Annotated in this window: 15 protein-coding genes and 1 pseudogene; 2 read left to right on the top strand and 14 right to left on the bottom strand. The window is 61.5% G+C overall.

Translation table 11 applies throughout. From position 1 onward, the window contains the following. A pseudogene (locus tag P1K89_RS33435) lies at positions 1-113 on the top strand (IS30 family transposase); the annotation flags it as partial. A gap of 137 nt (positions 114-250) precedes the next feature. Here the strand turns inward: P1K89_RS33435 and P1K89_RS32600 are convergent. The 13 genes from P1K89_RS32600 to P1K89_RS32545 form a co-directional block, all read right to left on the bottom strand. After that, positions 251-733, bottom strand: coding sequence for a hypothetical protein (locus P1K89_RS32600; RefSeq protein WP_284620711.1), 483 nt, complete (start codon positions 731-733; stop codon positions 251-253). Positions 734-1,053: 320 nt separating this feature from the next. Continuing rightward, positions 1,054-1,455 carry a DUF6331 family protein gene (locus P1K89_RS32595; RefSeq protein ID WP_284620710.1) on the bottom strand — a complete coding sequence of 134 codons (402 nt, stop codon included), beginning with the start codon at positions 1,453-1,455 and terminating at the stop codon, positions 1,054-1,056. 144 nt (positions 1,456-1,599) lie between these two features. Then, positions 1,600-1,896: a YciI family protein gene (locus P1K89_RS32590; protein WP_284620709.1), complete on the bottom strand. Its 297-nt coding sequence runs from the start codon at positions 1,894-1,896 to the stop codon at positions 1,600-1,602. Positions 1,897-2,635: 739 nt separating this feature from the next. After that, on the bottom strand, positions 2,636-3,058 hold the full coding sequence (locus P1K89_RS32585) for a nuclear transport factor 2 family protein (protein ID WP_284620708.1): 423 nt from the start codon (positions 3,056-3,058) through the stop codon (positions 2,636-2,638). A gap of 3,484 nt (positions 3,059-6,542) precedes the next feature. Further along, positions 6,543-6,929, bottom strand: a complete 387-nt coding sequence (locus P1K89_RS32580; protein ID WP_284620707.1) for an SMI1/KNR4 family protein — start codon at positions 6,927-6,929, stop codon at positions 6,543-6,545. A gap of 598 nt (positions 6,930-7,527) precedes the next feature. After that, complete coding sequence (locus tag P1K89_RS32575) at positions 7,528-8,070, bottom strand: energy transducer TonB (protein WP_284620706.1); 543 nt, start codon at positions 8,068-8,070, stop codon at positions 7,528-7,530. Between the two features lie 139 nt (positions 8,071-8,209). After that, the gene (locus tag P1K89_RS32570; protein WP_284620705.1) at positions 8,210-8,659 is read right to left on the bottom strand and encodes a GNAT family N-acetyltransferase; all 450 of its coding nucleotides are present in this window, start codon (positions 8,657-8,659) and stop codon (positions 8,210-8,212) included. Between the two features lie 139 nt (positions 8,660-8,798). Further along, positions 8,799-9,209 (bottom strand): hypothetical protein, encoded by a 411-nt coding sequence (locus P1K89_RS32565; RefSeq protein WP_284620704.1) that lies wholly within the window; start codon positions 9,207-9,209, stop codon positions 8,799-8,801. Between the two features lie 149 nt (positions 9,210-9,358). After that, on the bottom strand, positions 9,359-9,823 hold the full coding sequence (locus tag P1K89_RS32560; protein ID WP_284620703.1) for a hypothetical protein: 465 nt from the start codon (positions 9,821-9,823) through the stop codon (positions 9,359-9,361). 1,294 nt (positions 9,824-11,117) lie between these two features. Beyond that, positions 11,118-11,516, bottom strand: coding sequence for a GNAT family N-acetyltransferase (locus P1K89_RS33350; RefSeq protein WP_350082594.1), 399 nt, complete (start codon positions 11,514-11,516; stop codon positions 11,118-11,120). 213 nt (positions 11,517-11,729) lie between these two features. After that, complete coding sequence (locus P1K89_RS32555) at positions 11,730-11,969, bottom strand: hypothetical protein (protein WP_284620702.1); 240 nt, start codon at positions 11,967-11,969, stop codon at positions 11,730-11,732. Between the two features lie 350 nt (positions 11,970-12,319). Continuing rightward, complete coding sequence (locus tag P1K89_RS32550; RefSeq protein ID WP_284620701.1) at positions 12,320-12,571, bottom strand: hypothetical protein; 252 nt, start codon at positions 12,569-12,571, stop codon at positions 12,320-12,322. Between the two features lie 725 nt (positions 12,572-13,296). After that, complete coding sequence (locus P1K89_RS32545; protein ID WP_284620700.1) at positions 13,297-13,752, bottom strand: GNAT family N-acetyltransferase; 456 nt, start codon at positions 13,750-13,752, stop codon at positions 13,297-13,299. 304 nt (positions 13,753-14,056) lie between these two features. Here P1K89_RS32545 and P1K89_RS32540 point away from each other — a divergent pair, with 304 nt between their 5' ends. Next, positions 14,057-14,269 carry a hypothetical protein gene (locus P1K89_RS32540; protein ID WP_284620699.1) on the top strand — a complete coding sequence of 71 codons (213 nt, stop codon included), beginning with the start codon at positions 14,057-14,059 and terminating at the stop codon, positions 14,267-14,269. Between the two features lie 173 nt (positions 14,270-14,442). On the opposite strand, the gene P1K89_RS32535 is transcribed toward P1K89_RS32540, so the two are convergent. After that, positions 14,443-14,880, bottom strand: coding sequence for an SMI1/KNR4 family protein (locus P1K89_RS32535; RefSeq protein ID WP_284620698.1), 438 nt, complete (start codon positions 14,878-14,880; stop codon positions 14,443-14,445). Positions 14,881-15,563: the final 683 nt, after the last annotated feature.

Raw genomic sequence — 15,563 nt, 5'->3', positions numbered from 1 at the left:
GAGTGACACAGCGTCAGTGCGACGCGATCGAGCGAGAGCTCAACGACAGGCCGAGAAAGGTTCTCGGATTCGACACGCCTAACGAGGCGTATGCTCGGTGGTGTTGCGCTTAGTTTGGCAATTCGTGACGCCTAACGTTTGAGGTAACGCGCCCGCGGCAGCAGGAGGCTTGGGGCGCGAGGCACATGATAGGGCCCGGGTGCCTCGCGCCCCAAGGCGCCTGCTGTTGCGGGTCGCGTTGACCGAAGGGTTAGACCCACGGCTCGTTTGGCAGTAGCCGCAACGCGATGAAGCGAGCGATGCCAAAGCCGATGCCGCCAGCCAGGAAGAAGGAGGCTACTTCAAATGAGAAGGAAGTGGCGTTCGTCTTCAATGATGAGAGCGTCCCGACGGTGCCCAGGACGAATGCTCCAACTCCGACGAGAGCGGTTGGCCGCAGGCTTCGAAGGAACGAGTTTGCAGACCCCTCACCCCAACGGGTGTCCACCCAGCGAGAAAGTCGCCCAGCACCAAACGTTGCGGTCTTGAACGATGACCTGAGGAAGACCGTTCCGAAAACACATGCTGGCGGCGCCAAGAGTCCGAAGACGGTGATCGCAGGATTGAATTGATGAGTTGGCGAGGTCAGGGTGACAAACTCAGACGCCGGCAAGGCAATGCCCTGACGAATGGCGTCCGCGATGGCCAAACACCACAAGGCGACGACAATGGGTCTTTGGTGAGGTATGGGCATGTCGGGGAGCAAATTCGGGGGTCTAACGTGCTTTGTACGTCAGCGGCACCTTGGCGCTAACAGCAGGTTGTGGGTGCTAACCGCAGGATCTTGCCATAGGCGCCAATGCGGGTTTACCTGTAAAGGCGTGCAGTGAAGTGCATGCGGCGCCTTGTGTTCGGGCTGTTTGGGCTGTGGCATGCCGCCGTGTTTCCTGTGAGGCCTAACGTTTGAGGTAACGCGCCCGTGCCAGCAGGAGGCTTGGGGCGCGGGACACAAGATAGACCTGGGTGTCTCGCGCCCCAAAACGCCTGCTGGTACGGGTCGCGTTGACCGAAGGGTTAGGCGTCATTCGCGGCTTGGCAGACATGTTCTTGGAGGTGGTTCAGGAGCGCAAGAAAGACTGAACGATCAAAGTAGTTGTTCAGGCGCTTGCTCACCAGGACCTCGCCTGGAGTAGTTCCCAGCAGGTAGCGGACCCTACCGAGTTCGCGGCAGAGGTCTGCTCGTTCGACGAACTGCAGTGCAGCGTGGATGTTTTGCGGATAGAAGTCAAATGCACCAATACCGCAGCAGTCCGCCACGCACTCTGTCTCCAGTGCCCTCCACATGGGTTCAAGGTCCTTCAGCCAAGGATCGACTTCAACGGCGGAGTCACGTCGGTCTGACACGTCAACGTAGTTGATCCACCTTCCCGGTCCCAGAGGAATGGCATTCTTCGGCGGACGTGGGGGCTCGGACATATATGACGCCTAACGTTTGAGGTAACGCGCCCGTGCCGGCAGGACGCTTGGGGCGCGAGGCCGATGATAGGCTGCACGGCCTCGCGCCCCAAGAGGCCTGCCGGTACGGGTCGCGTTGACCGAAGGGTTAGGCGTCGTCGCCGCTCACTTTGACATGCCGATAAGCCAGGGGCGGACTTCGACGAGGAGCGTGCCGTCCTTGACGGCCGGATCCTCCAGGGCGAAGCGCTGGACTTCCTCCTCCGAGATACCGGCCACCGGAATCATCATGCCACCGCCCGCAGCATCGAGGTGGGGGCCACCGAGTTCGAGCTTGCCCGAGATCAGCCACTGGCGATAGTGTTGGACATGCTGCATGACGCCGGGCTGCTCAAACATGCTTTTGCCTTGCTGCCAGGCGGGGCCCGGGCGATGGAAAACGACGTAGCGTGTGTCTTTCATGGCGACTGAGATCGGTTGAGCTAGGGCAATGCCGGTGAACTGAGTTGCCGCTGCGGCTACGGACAGCAAAGACAGGACTTTGCGCCGGACGGCGCGGCGCGATTTCGTATGCGGCCTAGTCACTCTTCGACGCCTAACGTTTGAGGTAACGCGCCCGCAGCGGCAGGGGGCTTGGGGCGCGGGGCCGATGATAGGCCTGCGCGGCCTCGCGCCCCAAGCGGCCTGCTGGTGCGGGTCGCGTTGACCGAAGGGTTAGGCGGCGGCGTGCCAGAGAACAAGCTGCCAGTGAAGTGACACAGCGTGCCACCGGACCGCGTGCCGGGCTTAAAGCGACAAGCTTGACGGCCCCCGTTCGATGTGGGTGATGCAAGGGACGCGCTGTGATAGCTGTGCCAGAGAGTTTGCGCAGCCGCGCGGCCGGGGCCTGTGCCGTGGAATGGGGCGCCGGCCTGCTGCACGCATGGGCCGCGAGCCGAGATCTCATGTCATTCGGATACCAGAGCCGCCGTCCTAGCTGCGGATGCCCGGCTTGGGATGGCGCCGTGGAGGGCTACGCCAGAAGTGCATTCGACGCCATGAGCAAGATGTGCCAAGGCTGACGCCTAACGTTTGAGGTAACGCGCCCGCGCCAGCAGGAGGCTTGGGGCGCGGGGCCGATGATAGGCCGGGCGGCCCCGCGCCCCAAGGCGCCTGCTGGAGCGGGTCGCGTTGACCGAAGGGTTAGGCGGCGCCGAGTGACTTACGCTTGGGGCATGCTGTGCCACCAGATGCGTGCCTCAGTGCATAGCTCTTCGGCAAACGTTGCCTGGAGCAAGCCGTCCAGAACCATGCGTGGCAACGGATCGCCTGGCCTTCTGGGAGGTAGACCGGTTCCGGTTGAACGCGCCCAGATCTGAAACAGTTCTTCGGAGGCGACCTGGTAGGCGACATGCCAGTGCGCAATGCCACTGCCTTCCTGGTTTGTGAGGATCTCGAATGTGACCTGCACATCCTCTTGTAGTTGAACGCGCTTCCAGTACTCGGAGAGTTGTTCCCGCCCGGCTTGGCACTGGAAGGGCGTGTTGTGGTACCGGCCGTCTGGATGGAAGAGGGAGGCGAACATGTTTGGATCTCGCGCCTCCCAGGCGGCCTTGTAGCCGGACATGAAATCCTGGATGTTCACTTTAGTCTCCGCGAAGACAAGGCTTGCGACGCCTAACGTTTGAGGTAACGCGCGACCGCCAGCGGAGAGCCAGGGCCGCGAGGCCGATGATAGGCCGGACGGCCTCGCGGCCCTGGCGCGTAGCTGGTGGGCGTCGCGTTGACCGAAGGGTTAGGCAGCAGCCTGGGTGACAGCAAAGGTAGGTGCTCCATGCCACGAGCCACGCCGGCCTTGCGCTGTGCGCTGCGCCGCGGGGTGGTAGCCACTGGCAGGGCCTTCCGACGCGCAGCGCCCGACGAACTGACTGGAAGGGAGGGCGGGAGGCGCTGGAGGCGTGCGCTCTGGCGCTGACCGCAACTCATTGAGCGGAAGCCTTCCGCAAGGCGCTGCGTGTTCGGGCTCTGAGTTGGCATGGCGCTCAGAGAACTCGTGGCTGTTCAGATGCTCGGCGCGACAGCGCCGCTGAACCTACGTTGCAGTAGCACGGCCGCTCCACCTGATGCCTAACGTTTGAGGTAACGCGCCCGCAGCGGCAGGAGGCTTGGGGCGCGAGGCCGATGATAGGCTGGGCGGCCTCGCGCCCCAAGACGCCTGCTGGTGCGGGTCGCGTTGACCGAAGGGTTAGGCCTCACTCGCAGTGCGTTGCCATGGGAGGCCTGAGGCCAGGCAGAACGCGAGCGAGAGCAGCAAGTGCGTGGCGGAGAAGTAAGCTGCTGTGTACCCGATGTGGGCCGGATTGGTGGCCAGGGAAGCGACTACCGCGAAGGTGACAGAGACGACAACCGATGCGGCGAGGACCCAAGGGACAGTGGCCCGACCGTGGCGGGCGAGCAAAGAAACGATTGGAAGGCCCACGAGCGCTACGCCAAAGAGCGATAGCCAAGCCATGAGAACGAACAGGACGGCAAACCCGTTGAGCTGGACTTGCCAATACCGCTCAGCTGGTACGTGCCACCGTGCAGTGGCTTCCGTCTGGGGAACGTAGCCCGAGACAGCGCTGATGGCGAGGCACGCCAGAAGAACCGCCCCGTATGCCAGGACAAGCCTTTGTGGGGAGAACGGAAGTCGCCTGTTCTTGCGGGGGTAGTGCAAGGCGGACAGCAAGAGCAGCCCAACCAAGCCCATGAGGACCGATCCAGGGTGAGTGAGTTGTGCGGCGAAGTATTCGGCAGCCATGAGGCCTAACGTTTGAGGTAACGCGCGACCGCCAGCGGAGAGCCAGGGCCGCGAGGCCGATGATAGTGCTGGACGGCCTCGCGGCCCTGGCGCGCAGCTGGTGGGCGTCGCGTTGACCGAAGGGTTAGGCGGCACTTTGAGCGGCAGCCTGCGGGACCGCGGGTTTGACGGGGCTGAGTGCCGATGACGGCCAGCCGCTGCGGATTGCCAGGGCAGTGGGTCTCTCCGAAGGCGCACGGTCTTACGCCCTGCGATACGAACTTGCAGCACCGCGCTCGCGCGGTGCCCGACAAACTGACTGCGCGGCGCAGCACGCCTGCGCGAAGCGCACTCGTGAGCCCGATCAAGGAGCTCCGCCAGAGGGCACAGCCAGTGCGCATGGCTTTGAACTCGTCCCAGTTTGGGCGACCGTTGCAGATGCGGTCTTGAACTGCGGGGTGCTCGCAAGGCGCACCAGTGGCTCGCACGGGTTCTTGCGCGTGCCGCCTAACGTTTGAGGTAACGCGCGACCACCAGCGGAGCGCCAGGGCCGCGAGGCCGATGATAGTGCTGGGCGGCCTCGCGGCCCTGGCGCGCAGTTGGTGGGCGTCGCGTTGACCGAAGGGTTAGGCCTCGGACGCAGTGGCGACCGTCAACACCGCGTGAACCGAGGGACACCAGGATTACTGCTTTGGAGGTCGCTGACGCGCGTGCTGCCAGGGGCGACCGATGGTCTTGCTGCCAGACCCTTGCCGAGTGATGGGTGGTTCTTGTGACGCCCTGCGCTCCGACCTGCGAGCAGTGGCGACCGTCCTTGCCTTGATGTGCCGACGTGCGCCCTGCGGCGTGATCTTGTCTTGTTCGAAGTAGCCGAAGCGCTCCGCAGCGGCGCCTCCACGCGCGCGCTTGTATTCGGCTGTTCAACTCACGTGGCTGACGTGATGAAGGGCTAAGTCGTGCGGTTCTTCTTGCTGCGCCACGAGTCGCGACGACCGTGTTGACCCGAGGCCTAACGTTTGAGGTAACGCGCCCGTGCCGGCAGGAGGCTTGGGGCGCGAGGCCGATGATAGGCCGGCCGGCCTCGCGCCCCAAGACGCCTGCTGGTACGGGTCGCGTTGACCGAAGGGTTAGGCTCGTTTCTCGCAGGAGGAACTTGGCATGGTTCACTCGCACTCTCCCGCGAAGACGCGGCAGTACGCAATGAATAGGAGTACAGCTGACGATGGAACACTGAGCATGACCCACGGCAATGCGTACCCAAGCTTTCCGATCTCTGTCCGTCCGGTTCCACGTAAGAGATGCGCAGCCAGCAGTGTGGTGAGCGTCGCCGCGCATGCAAGACCTACTGCGACTACTTGGGACTGCTCCCACAGGACCGCGAGGCAACGTGTCTTCGTGAAGAGTAGAAGGGCAAGGGGTGACGCGACCGCTATGGCGAAATAGGTAAGTGTCTTCGTCTTGTTCGAATTCGGGTCTTCAGTGCTTGGATGATTTGTCATTGGCTTCCCGACGCGACGCGAAGGCGAGAGCAGAGCCGCGACGAGCCTAACGTGCTTTGTACGTCACGAATGATGCCCGAGTTGCGGGCATACCACGGCGAATTTTCAGCATGTGGGACGGATGACGGCCGGAAGGCCGGTGATCCACCGGATTGTGTAGGGGAAAGTCTGGTGCCCCTACCCCTCGTGGGATTGCCAATCTGCGCATGCCGTGCGGGTGGCGTGTGAGGCCTAACGTTTGAGGTAACGCGCGGCCGCCAGTGGAGCGCCAGGGCCGCGAGGCCGATGATAGGCCGAATGGCCACGCGGCCCTGGCGCGTAGCTGGTGGACGTCGCCGTTGACCGAAGGGTTAGGCCTCGCTGCGTTTGCGGGCCGCCGACACGAGGGCGAGGGGCTTGAAGCAAGGCGCCGAAGCCTGCGCCTTGATGACGTGCCAGGCCGAGAAGCCGGCCCAGCATGCCGACCTGGAAGTGCGGCCGATGTCTTTGGGTCTTGGACTTGTTTGCGCAGCTCGCACCTGACGTCGAAGTGCTCGGCCAGGAACTCTTCTCTTCGAAGGCTGGACCGCCGCAACAACGCTGCGATATGCGGCTGTTGCGGTTCATGCTCTTCGCAGTGTAGAAGGCGTTCGCCGCCAGCTGAAGAAGTGCCTTCTTCGACTTCGATCTTCGTAGGGGCGTGGCCTGCAAAGAACATGCTGGTCTTGCCTGCGAGGCCTAACGTTTGAGGTAACGCGCCAGTGCCAGCAGGAGGCTTGGGGCGCGAGACACATGATAGACCGGGGTGTCTCGCGCCCCAAGACGCCTGCTGGTACGGGTCGCGTTGACCGAAGGGTTAGGCGTCACTGCACTCAGAACCTGTTTTTGCGCAACCAGTCGGCAAAGGAAGGACTGTCTTGTACGTACTGAGAGGATTCGTGGTCAGCCAGAACGACGGGAGGCTCGGGTTCTCCGGTGTTCATCCAGCAGTAGACATCACCGCATCCGTTGTCTGCGAAGGGAACATACTGAGTTTGATCGACTTGTTTGATTGCCACCGCGATTTCCGATGGGTGCAGAACCCGATGGTTGATGCGAAGTTCGTTCAGCCCGCCGAGCGCGACGAACTCCCGATAGCTTGTTGGTAGTGCAAACGGCAACATCGACTCTGCGACATCTAGGTCCGTCTCGGTCACGGACCTCGCGAACTCGTCAAGTCTTGACTTTCCGTTCCGCAGCAGTTGCTCGATCTCGGACATCTTGTGACGCCTAACGTTTGAGGTAACGCGCGACCGCCGGCGGAGCGCCAGGGCCGCGAGGCCGATGATAGGCCTGAACGGCCTCGCGGCCCTGGCGCGTAGCTGGTGGGCGTCGCGTTGACCGAAGGGTTAGGCAGCAGCCTGGTTGACAGCAACGGCAGGTGCTCCATGCCACGAGTCACCTCGGCCTTGCGCTCTGCGCTGCGCCGCGGGGTGGTAGCCACTGCCCGTGCCTTCCGACGCGCAGCGCACCGACGAACTGACTGAAAGGGATGGCGAAAGGCGCTGGAGCCGTGAACTCTGGTGCCGAACCCAACTCATTGAGCGGAACCCTCCCGCAAGGCGCTGCATGTCCGGCTCTGAGTTGGCATGGCGCTCGGAGAACTCGTGGTTGTTCAGGTGCTCGGCGCGATAGCGCCGCTGAACCTACGTTGAAGTAGCACGGCCGCTCCACCTGATGCCTAACGTTTGAGTTAACGCGCAGACGACGGTGTGCCGCCTGGCCCGCGAGGCAGATGATAGTACTGGCTGCCTCGCGGGCCAGGCGGTACGCCGTTGGCTGTCGCGTTGAACGAAGGGTTAGGCCACATGTCCCGTCTCACTGTCGTTCATAGGTGAAGCCAGTAGAGATGACGACTCTGTCCACGAGCTTCTTCATCTCAGGAGGAAATGACTCGAGCCGCCCTGCTGAACGCAACGTCTTGACTGCATGCCTTGAGAGGAACGGATCGTCTGACCTCACGATCTCAACGTCCTGAACACGGCCACTAGCTTGGATCGAAACGTGGAGTAAGACCTTGCCATAGACCGACTCGCCGGCTCGCTTCGGAAAGTTGGCTGTTCCTAATGCCTCGATCCGCTCGACAAGACGGGTGTAGTAGGACTTGAACGGCTCATCTTCGGTTGCCAGCGAAATGTATCGAACGCGACCGTCGCCCTCTCTTTGGATTCTCTGTTCAATTTCGCGCAACTGGCGAAGCAGTTCGGCTCGTCTCGCTTGCGCTGCAGTGCTTGAGGCAGATGCAGGCTGTTCCGCTGCGACGCTTCCTGACTGAGATTGATGAGGTGACGCGTTAACCGCGGCAAAGAGGGACAGTGCGATGGAAGGCAGACGTGCTCCCCACTTGCGAAGGACGCTCATGATGCTATGTGGCCTAACGTTTGAGGTAACGCGCCCGTGCCGGCAGGAGGCTTGGGGCGCGAGGCCGATGATAGTGCTGGGCGGCCTCGCGCCCCAAGGCGCCTGCTGGTGCGGGTCGCGTTGACCGAAGGGTTAGGCCTCACAGCTCGAGGGCAAAGTGTTGGTCACCCTCGTGCATGTGCGTGCGACAGAAGCCGTACTTTTCGTAGAACGCCACGGCTGAACGCCAGGTTGCGGTGGTTTCGACTCGCACGGTCTTGGTCCCGTTCTTGTGGGCGGCGGCAAGAAGTTCTGCCAGGATCTTGCCGGCGATACCCGTTCGGCGCAGTTCTCGCCGTACCGACATGCGCACAATCTCGGACTCTTCGTTGTTCGATGGACGAAGGATGCCGACTCCGAGCGGTGCACCGCCATTGCTTGCGACAAGGATCAGCGAGTCCGTGAAGTTCTCGGGGAACTGCGCAAGATCAAGGTTCTTTGCTGCGTCGTAGGTGCCCCAGCGCTCGGTCAGGCCTTCGATGATGAGGGCGACCACCTGTGAGTGCTCGTCCGCCTTCATAGGGCGCACCGTCAGCGCGCGGTCTTGCATTCCTGAGGCCTAACGTTTGAGGTAACGCGCCCGTGCCGGCAGGGCGCTTGGGGCGCGGAGCCGATGATAGGCTGCCCGGCCTCGCGCCCCAAGCGGCCTGCTGGTACGGGTCGCGTTGACCGAAGGGTTAGGCGTCGCTTTAATCCCCGCGGTTGAGAAATTCCTCGTAGGAGGACTGCACGTCTTCAATGAAGTACGACAGGCACTCAGCGGGCAGGAACCTGACGCTGATGCCGTTCCAACTTGCTGCACGAGCGAAACCGTTGTCTTCGGATTGGGCACCGGGAAGCAGAAGCTCGGACGGCCATTCCTGCTTGCGTGACCACGCTTCTTGCAGTAGCACCGCGGCGTCTCTTGGGTTCGGGGATTCCGCGCCGACCGGAGTGAACGCATTGCCGAAGATGAACAAGCTACCCGCATCCTGGAGGATGAAGACGTCAACGTCTCCTTTGTCTGTGGGCAAGGGCTTGCGGTTTGCCTTGTAGGCGAGCCAGGCCTGATTGACCTTGAAGTCCTTCGGCGTGAGCTGAAGCTGCGGGGTCTTGGACACGACAAAGTTCTCGGGGACGGATTGCGATGCCTAACGTTTGAGGTAACGCGCCCGTGCCAGCAGGACGCTTTGGGGCGCGAGACACATGATAGACCTGGGTGTCTCGCGCCCCAAGAGGCCTGCTGGTGCGGGTCGCGTTGACCGAAGGGTTAGGCCTCGATCCCCCGGAACGCGACGACGCGGGAACAACCTCCGCTTTCTGCCAACCTGAGGTAGACCGGGTCATGCGTCTCGACGGTACCCTTGACGACGTGCGGTCCTGCCGATCCTTGAACGACGATGTCCTTTGCGAATGCTGCCAAGACGGACTCTGGTCTTACGAAGTTTTGTCCCATCTCCGGGAATGCCAGCAGATTGGTGAGACTCAGGTCTTCCGGGATTGGGGATCGACCCAACCGGAACCAATCATTGTGCGACGCGATGACCCACCAATCTTCTACTCGCTCCACGCACGGAGCTTCATTGGTCAGGGTCTCGACCCCTTGTCGCAGGTAGGAGGCGATGTCATTCGTCGACGCCTTACCATCCTTAAAGAAGTACGACGGGTGTCGTCTTGCCCACGTAAGGGAATCCTCGATGATGCGTATCGTTCCAGGTGCGTCGGGAATGAGCATTTTCGAGGCCTAACGTTTGAGGTAACGCGCCCGCAGCGGCAGGAGGCTTGGGGCGCGAGGCCGATGATAGGCTGGGCGGCCTCGCGCCCCAAGACGCCTGCTGGTGCGGGTCGCGTTGACCGAAGGGTTAGGCGTCACTCAGCGCTGCACGCCGTGAAGTACGCCACCGCTGAAGTGGTACGCAGAGCCAAACCCGTAGCGAAGGCCTGAACTGCTCTCAGCAGTTCGTCAGGGCCTGCGATGTCAAAACTACCCCACCTTCCCGGGTGAAGTTCTGGATCGTCGTTCTCATCTGGGACCCAAACCCGAAGATAGAAGCTACCCTGAAGATCGTAGATGCCGATGCGAACGAAGTCTTCACCAGGGCGATTTGCGTATAGGTGCTCTGGTGAAGACACAAGGTCTTCGACTTCCGACCAACAGGAGGTGGCGCTAGAAGTCAGGTACCCGTCGTGTTCATGCCAGTCGGCATGGCGCCTGAGTTCTGCGTCCGGCCATTTGCTGCGCAAGACCTGAATGGTCTTGGCGAGAACCTGGGACAGGTGACTAAGCGGAAGTAGGTCTGCGGTGTGGATTAGGTTTCCGTCGAACGGCTTGGTGCCAGCAGAAAGCGACTCGCGAAGAAGTGCGTCCATGGGGTTGGTGACGCCTAACGTTCGAGGTGAGGCGCAGCCTGCAGCGTGGGCCTGTGGCCGCGAAGTGCAACATGGTACTCCGCGCTTCGCGGCCACAGGCCCACGCTGTAGGCTGTCGCCTCGACCGAAGGGTTAGGTTTCACTCGACCACTGGAGAGGCTTGTGGTGCCATACGATCGCAGCCTCGACGCTGCGAGGCCAAGCAGGCTCCTCTTCACCAGGTTCCCATGTCTTGAGGCAAACAAGGGCTCGGTCCTCGCGCTTCCAAGCCGCAAAGGCGACCTTGAACCCTTGGTTGATCATGTGTCGAAGGTATGCCTTTCCATACTCCAAGTCACCTTGCATGGAGTCCGAATGCCCAGGATCTCTTCCTTCAAACTGCCATCCGAACATCCCGAATCCGTTGAGCGGACCGCATAGGATCGAGCTTGCTCCGACAACTGCAGAAACAAGAGCGGAGACCGACTCTTCTCTCGCGACGTCGAACGCTTCTCGGAATCCGGACGGAAGGTTGGGGTTGGTACTGTGCATTGGTGAAACCTAACGTTTGAGGTAACGCGCCCGTGCCGGCAGGGGCCTTGGGGCGCGAGGCCGATGATATTGCTGGACGGCCTCGCGCCCCAAGGCGCCTGCTGGTGCGGGTCGCGTTGACCGAAGGGTTAGGCCGCATTTCCACCCGCGTGCCACTCGTACTTGACGTCTGCGAGTTGCCAAGTTGGCTCGAAGCCGAACTTCACTGCGCGGAACCCGTGGTGCTCGTAGAACAACCTGGCGACGGTGTTCTGTTGAAAGGTGAAGAGCCACAAGCTGCCGTTGGAAGCCGACTTTGCCAAGCGCAGGAGGTGTGAACCGATCCCTTGTCTGTGAAGCCCTACCTTCACGTGGAGTTGTGCGACGGACTGGCTGTTAGAGGCAACGAATCCGACGAGCGTGGTTCCCTGCCACGCAAGTTGCACTCGGTGATGAGGCAAGACCTCGTCTCGGAAGTAGGCGAGTTGTTCCTCGAGCGGGTGTGGGTCGGTGATTCCTACCCCGTGTTCGAAACTCGCTCGCCACATGCGAACAAGTGGATCGGCGTAGTTCGCCGAGTAATCTGTGACTTCGACAGTCGTCACGATGCGTCGTGCATGCGGCCTAACGTTTGAGGTAACGCGCCCGCAGCGGCAGGAGGCTTGGGGCGCGGGGCCGATGATAGGCTGCACGGCCCCGCGCCCCAAGACGCCTGCTGGTGCGGGTCGCGTTGACCGAAGGGTTAGGCGTCACTTTGACTACTAGCCTTGGAAACCGAGGTCATCGAGATCCTCGTTCTGAAGGTACAAGCGTGCGACCCGCCTGAGATCACTCGCCTCTTCCGGACCAAGCTTGCTGATCTCGAGCAGTTCGGTCAACGGATAGTAGGCCACCTCTTCAATCGAAGTCATGCCAGCGGCGATGAACCGTTCTGCTAGTTCCGGTTGAACCTTGAGCTTCCGTTGGAACATCTCGGACAGATGCTTCGACGATTCATCCACGGTAATTGGCCTTGTCAGACAAAATGGGCGGACGCGTATGCCCTCGAGGAAGCCCACTACTCCGCCGCGGCGGCATTGGTCTTCATGATCGGTGCTCGCAAGACATACGGATCGCTCGCGCTCGGCTTGGCCGTGACGCCTAACGTTTGAGGTAACGCGCGGCCGCCGGCGGAGAGCCAGGGCCGCGGGGCAGATGATATGCCTTGGCTGCCTCGCGGCCCTGGCGCGCAGCTGGTGGGCGTCGCGTTGACCGAAGGGTTAGGCCCGGGAGCACGTGCAGGCCGTGAACACCGAGGGTATCGAGCGGCGTTACCAGGAGCGCCAGAATGCCAGAGGCTTGATGTACGGCCTCACGTGCGCGTTGCCTCAACCCAGACACACTGGCCAGGATGATGCTCTTCGATGGTCGCCAAGGCATCAGACAACTGATCCTGATTCTTGCCATCGATGACATACGTGAAGCGCGTGAGGTTTGGTGCGCTCATCTTGGCGAACTCTTCCTCCGAGAGAGCGTTGGCGCTGCACCAGACCGCGCCTTCAATCTGGGCTGCAGTTCGCATCGCCTCCGCAAGGCCTTTAGATGTGAACGCAAGAAACACCATGCTTTCGACCTGTGTTGTGTCTGGCCGCTGGCCTCATTACTTGCGTGAGGCGTGCTCGTCGTTCTCCCTTGCGCAACGAGTCGAGGGGACCTCGCTACCCCGGGCCTAACGTTTGAGGTAACGCGACCGTGCCAGCAGGTGGCTTGGGGCGCGAGGCCGATGATAGTGCTGGGCGGCCTCGCGCCCCAAGACGCCTGCTGGTACGGGTCGCGTTGACCGAAGGGTTAGGCCGCACTCTCGTTCGTGCGATGGGATGGCTGGGCTTGGATCGCGAAGCCCCACCTTGCTTTCCGATTCCTAGGCGGTGACCGATAGCACGTACTTGACCGTATCGGGCATGAGCACCTCGAGGTCGAACGGTGGAACGCTCCGAACCCGTGCGCGGTCCTCTCCATCCATGTGAACCGAGAGAGTCAGTCTTCCAAGAGTGGAGCGATCACACCTTACGGTGACCGCCCGACCGTCCGAAAGCGAAAACTCTCCGGTCATGCTGAAGCAACTGGAATCACGCTGAAGGCGCGAAAGATCCAGCTCAAGTAGTGGCCCGGTATCCAGGTGAGATGGTTGATGCCACGACGTGACTATGAGGCGGGATCCCATGTGCGGCCTAACGTTTGAGGTAACGCGCGGCCGCCAGCGGAGCGCCAGGGCCGCGAGGCACATGATATGCCTGGGTGCCTCGCGGCCCTGGCGCGTAGCTGGTGGACGTCGCGTTGACCGAAGGGTTAGGCGTCACTCTCGTGTTCCCGAATTGGTTTTGTCATGAGGACGCCCTGGCCTTCACGACCTGTGATCTTGAAGCCAAACTTGATGTAGCACCGTTGAGCCTTCTCGAACTCTTCCGCTACCCGAAGGTAGAGATGAGTGGCCGTGGTCTCTGCACATGCGAACCGCTGGGCTCGCTGCAACAGCGCGGTGCCGACTCCGGTGCGCTGAATGTCGCAGGATACGAACAACTGCTCGACTTCTGCGTACTGCAGTTGGTGTCTCGATGCAGGAAACCTGACTGTTGCATAGCCAATGACGGCGCCGGACTGGGTGGAGACGAATGTTGTTCGCCCTTCACTGGAGAGATCCTCCAGCCCTATTGCGGTCAGTCGCAACTGTGCGCGTATCTTGTTGATCGCTTCGAGGTCGGCCTCGCTCGCAGGTCGAACACCGTTCTCCGAAGATTCGATCACCATGGTCTCCTGATCGCGGCGGGCTTGTGACGCCTAACGTTTGAGGTAACGCGCCCGTGCCAGCGGGTGGCTTGGGGCGCGAGGCCGATGATGGGCCTGAGCGGCTTCGCGCCCCAAGACGCCTGCTGGTACGGGTCGCGTTGACCGAAGGGTTAGGCGTCGCCGGCATTGAAGGTGACTACGACCAGTGGCCGGTTCGAATGGCCCAGATGCCGCCAGCTGCGAATGCAAGGACGGAAATCAAACCGGTGATTCGAGCGAGCTTGGCGGCCTTGCGGTCCCTTGGCAAGGACCAAGTGTGGTCTTGAACGACTACGACCGGCCATGTAAATGGGTAATGCCACTTGAACCTTACGCGCGTTTCGGGCTGCCTTTGTCTTTGGTTCCAGCGAACCGTGAGGACAGTCAATGTGACCCCGAAGACAAGCATGCACAGCCACACGAGCGCGAGCCCGCTGAAGATGAGCGCTTGCAGAATCTGCATGATGCGTTGCTGTCTTCTGGTCTTGAGTATTGATGTGCCCAGCGCGGGGTTGCTGTTTGCGACGCCTAACGTTTGAGGTAACGCGCCCGTGCCGGCAGGACGCTTGGGGCGCGAGGCAGATGATAGGCTTGGCTGCCTCGCGCCCCAAGAGGCCTGCTGGTACGGGTCGCGTTGACCGAAGGGTTAGGCGTCACTCACGCGACCGCTCAGTCAAGCTCAAACTCTCCTTGAACGAGCCGAGCGACGAAGTCGGTGAACGAGGTGGCCCTGAAGGACGCCTCACCGGTTTCGTGAGACCAGCGGACAACTTGAGGTTCACCGTTTGAGATCGCCGAGTAATCGAAGCAGTAGTAGTCACCGGTGCCGAACTCAGCGAAAGGTTGTAGACCTTGGAACCGGCCAGGCTCTTCGGGGAAGACATCGGAGCAGTAGGACTGCCAGACCTCTGTTTGCCGTGTGATGGAGTCCCAGGTCTTTCTCTTGTCTCGCTCGTCGAGTACGGGGAAGATGACCACGTCTTCGATCCCGGTTCCGTTGTTTCGAAGAAGCCAGTTCCGAAACGTGGGTGGAAGGGCTCGTCCAAGAGATACCTCGGCCGCCGCAAGGGCCTCCTCGGTGGTGCCGATGACGCGTGCGTGTGGCATGAACGTGACGCCTAACGTTTGAGGTAACGCGCCCGTGCCGGCAGGAGGCTTGGGGCGCGAGGTCGATGATAGGCTGGACGGCCTCGCGCCCCAAGCCGCCTGCTGGTGCGGGTCGCGTTGACCGAAGGGTTAGCCGGCACTTTGGAGCAAAGTGCGTTACGGATACGGAATGGTGTCGTGCTCAAAACACAGAAGTTCAAGAACTACACGTTGAGCCCTGCCAGTCTCTTCAAAGTGCCCGACGAGTCGACCGGTACTCTTGTGGATGTACAACCGAAGCGCACTGTCAATGGAGTACGCGAAAACAAACCAAGAGTGTCCGCGATCCTCCGCCTGTGCGTTCGGTTCCTCCCCGCCTTCATTGGGTAGGAGAATTCTCGCCATATGTGATGTTGGATTCATCGCCACATCAATCGAGATCGCCGCCACCTTTGTGCCCATGCTTGCGTTGCCGATGCACAGCAACTTCGTTGCGAACTGGCTCGCACACGCACAGAGGGGAGTCGCGGAGAGTGCCAGCGCGAACGCGGACCGGGCGATGAGCATTTGGTGACGGCTAACGTTCGAGGTAACGCGCCCGTGCCGGCAGGACGCTTGGGGCGCGAGGCCGATGATAGGCTGCACGGCCTCGCGCCCCAAGTGGCCTGCCGGTACGGGTCGCGTTGACCGAAGGGTTAGGCTTC

Origin of the sequence: Aquabacterium humicola, assembly GCF_030167915.1 — a bacterium.
Classification (GTDB): Bacteria; Pseudomonadota; Gammaproteobacteria; order Burkholderiales; family Burkholderiaceae_C; genus Pseudaquabacterium; species Pseudaquabacterium humicola.
The sequence above is the reverse complement of the archived record's forward strand: the minus strand, read 5'-3'. Positions and strand labels throughout refer to the sequence as shown.

Coding starts and splice junctions, on each gene's coding strand:
- P1K89_RS32600 (WP_284620711.1), bottom strand. CDS start 733: ATGCCCATACCTCACCAAAGACCCATTGTCGTCGCCTTGTGGTGTTTG.
- P1K89_RS32595 (WP_284620710.1), bottom strand. CDS start 1,455: ATGTCCGAGCCCCCACGTCCGCCGAAGAATGCCATTCCTCTGGGACCG.
- P1K89_RS32590 (WP_284620709.1), bottom strand. CDS start 1,896: ATGAAAGACACACGCTACGTCGTTTTCCATCGCCCGGGCCCCGCCTGG.
- P1K89_RS32580 (WP_284620707.1), bottom strand. CDS start 6,929: ATGTCCGAGATCGAGCAACTGCTGCGGAACGGAAAGTCAAGACTTGAC.
- P1K89_RS32575 (WP_284620706.1), bottom strand. CDS start 8,070: ATGAGCGTCCTTCGCAAGTGGGGAGCACGTCTGCCTTCCATCGCACTG.
- P1K89_RS32570 (WP_284620705.1), bottom strand. CDS start 8,659: ATGCAAGACCGCGCGCTGACGGTGCGCCCTATGAAGGCGGACGAGCAC.
- P1K89_RS32560 (WP_284620703.1), bottom strand. CDS start 9,823: ATGCTCATTCCCGACGCACCTGGAACGATACGCATCATCGAGGATTCC.
- P1K89_RS33350 (WP_350082594.1), bottom strand. CDS start 11,516: ATGTGGCGAGCGAGTTTCGAACACGGGGTAGGAATCACCGACCCACAC.
- P1K89_RS32550 (WP_284620701.1), bottom strand. CDS start 12,571: ATGGTGTTTCTTGCGTTCACATCTAAAGGCCTTGCGGAGGCGATGCGA.
- P1K89_RS32535 (WP_284620698.1), bottom strand. CDS start 14,880: ATGCCACACGCACGCGTCATCGGCACCACCGAGGAGGCCCTTGCGGCG.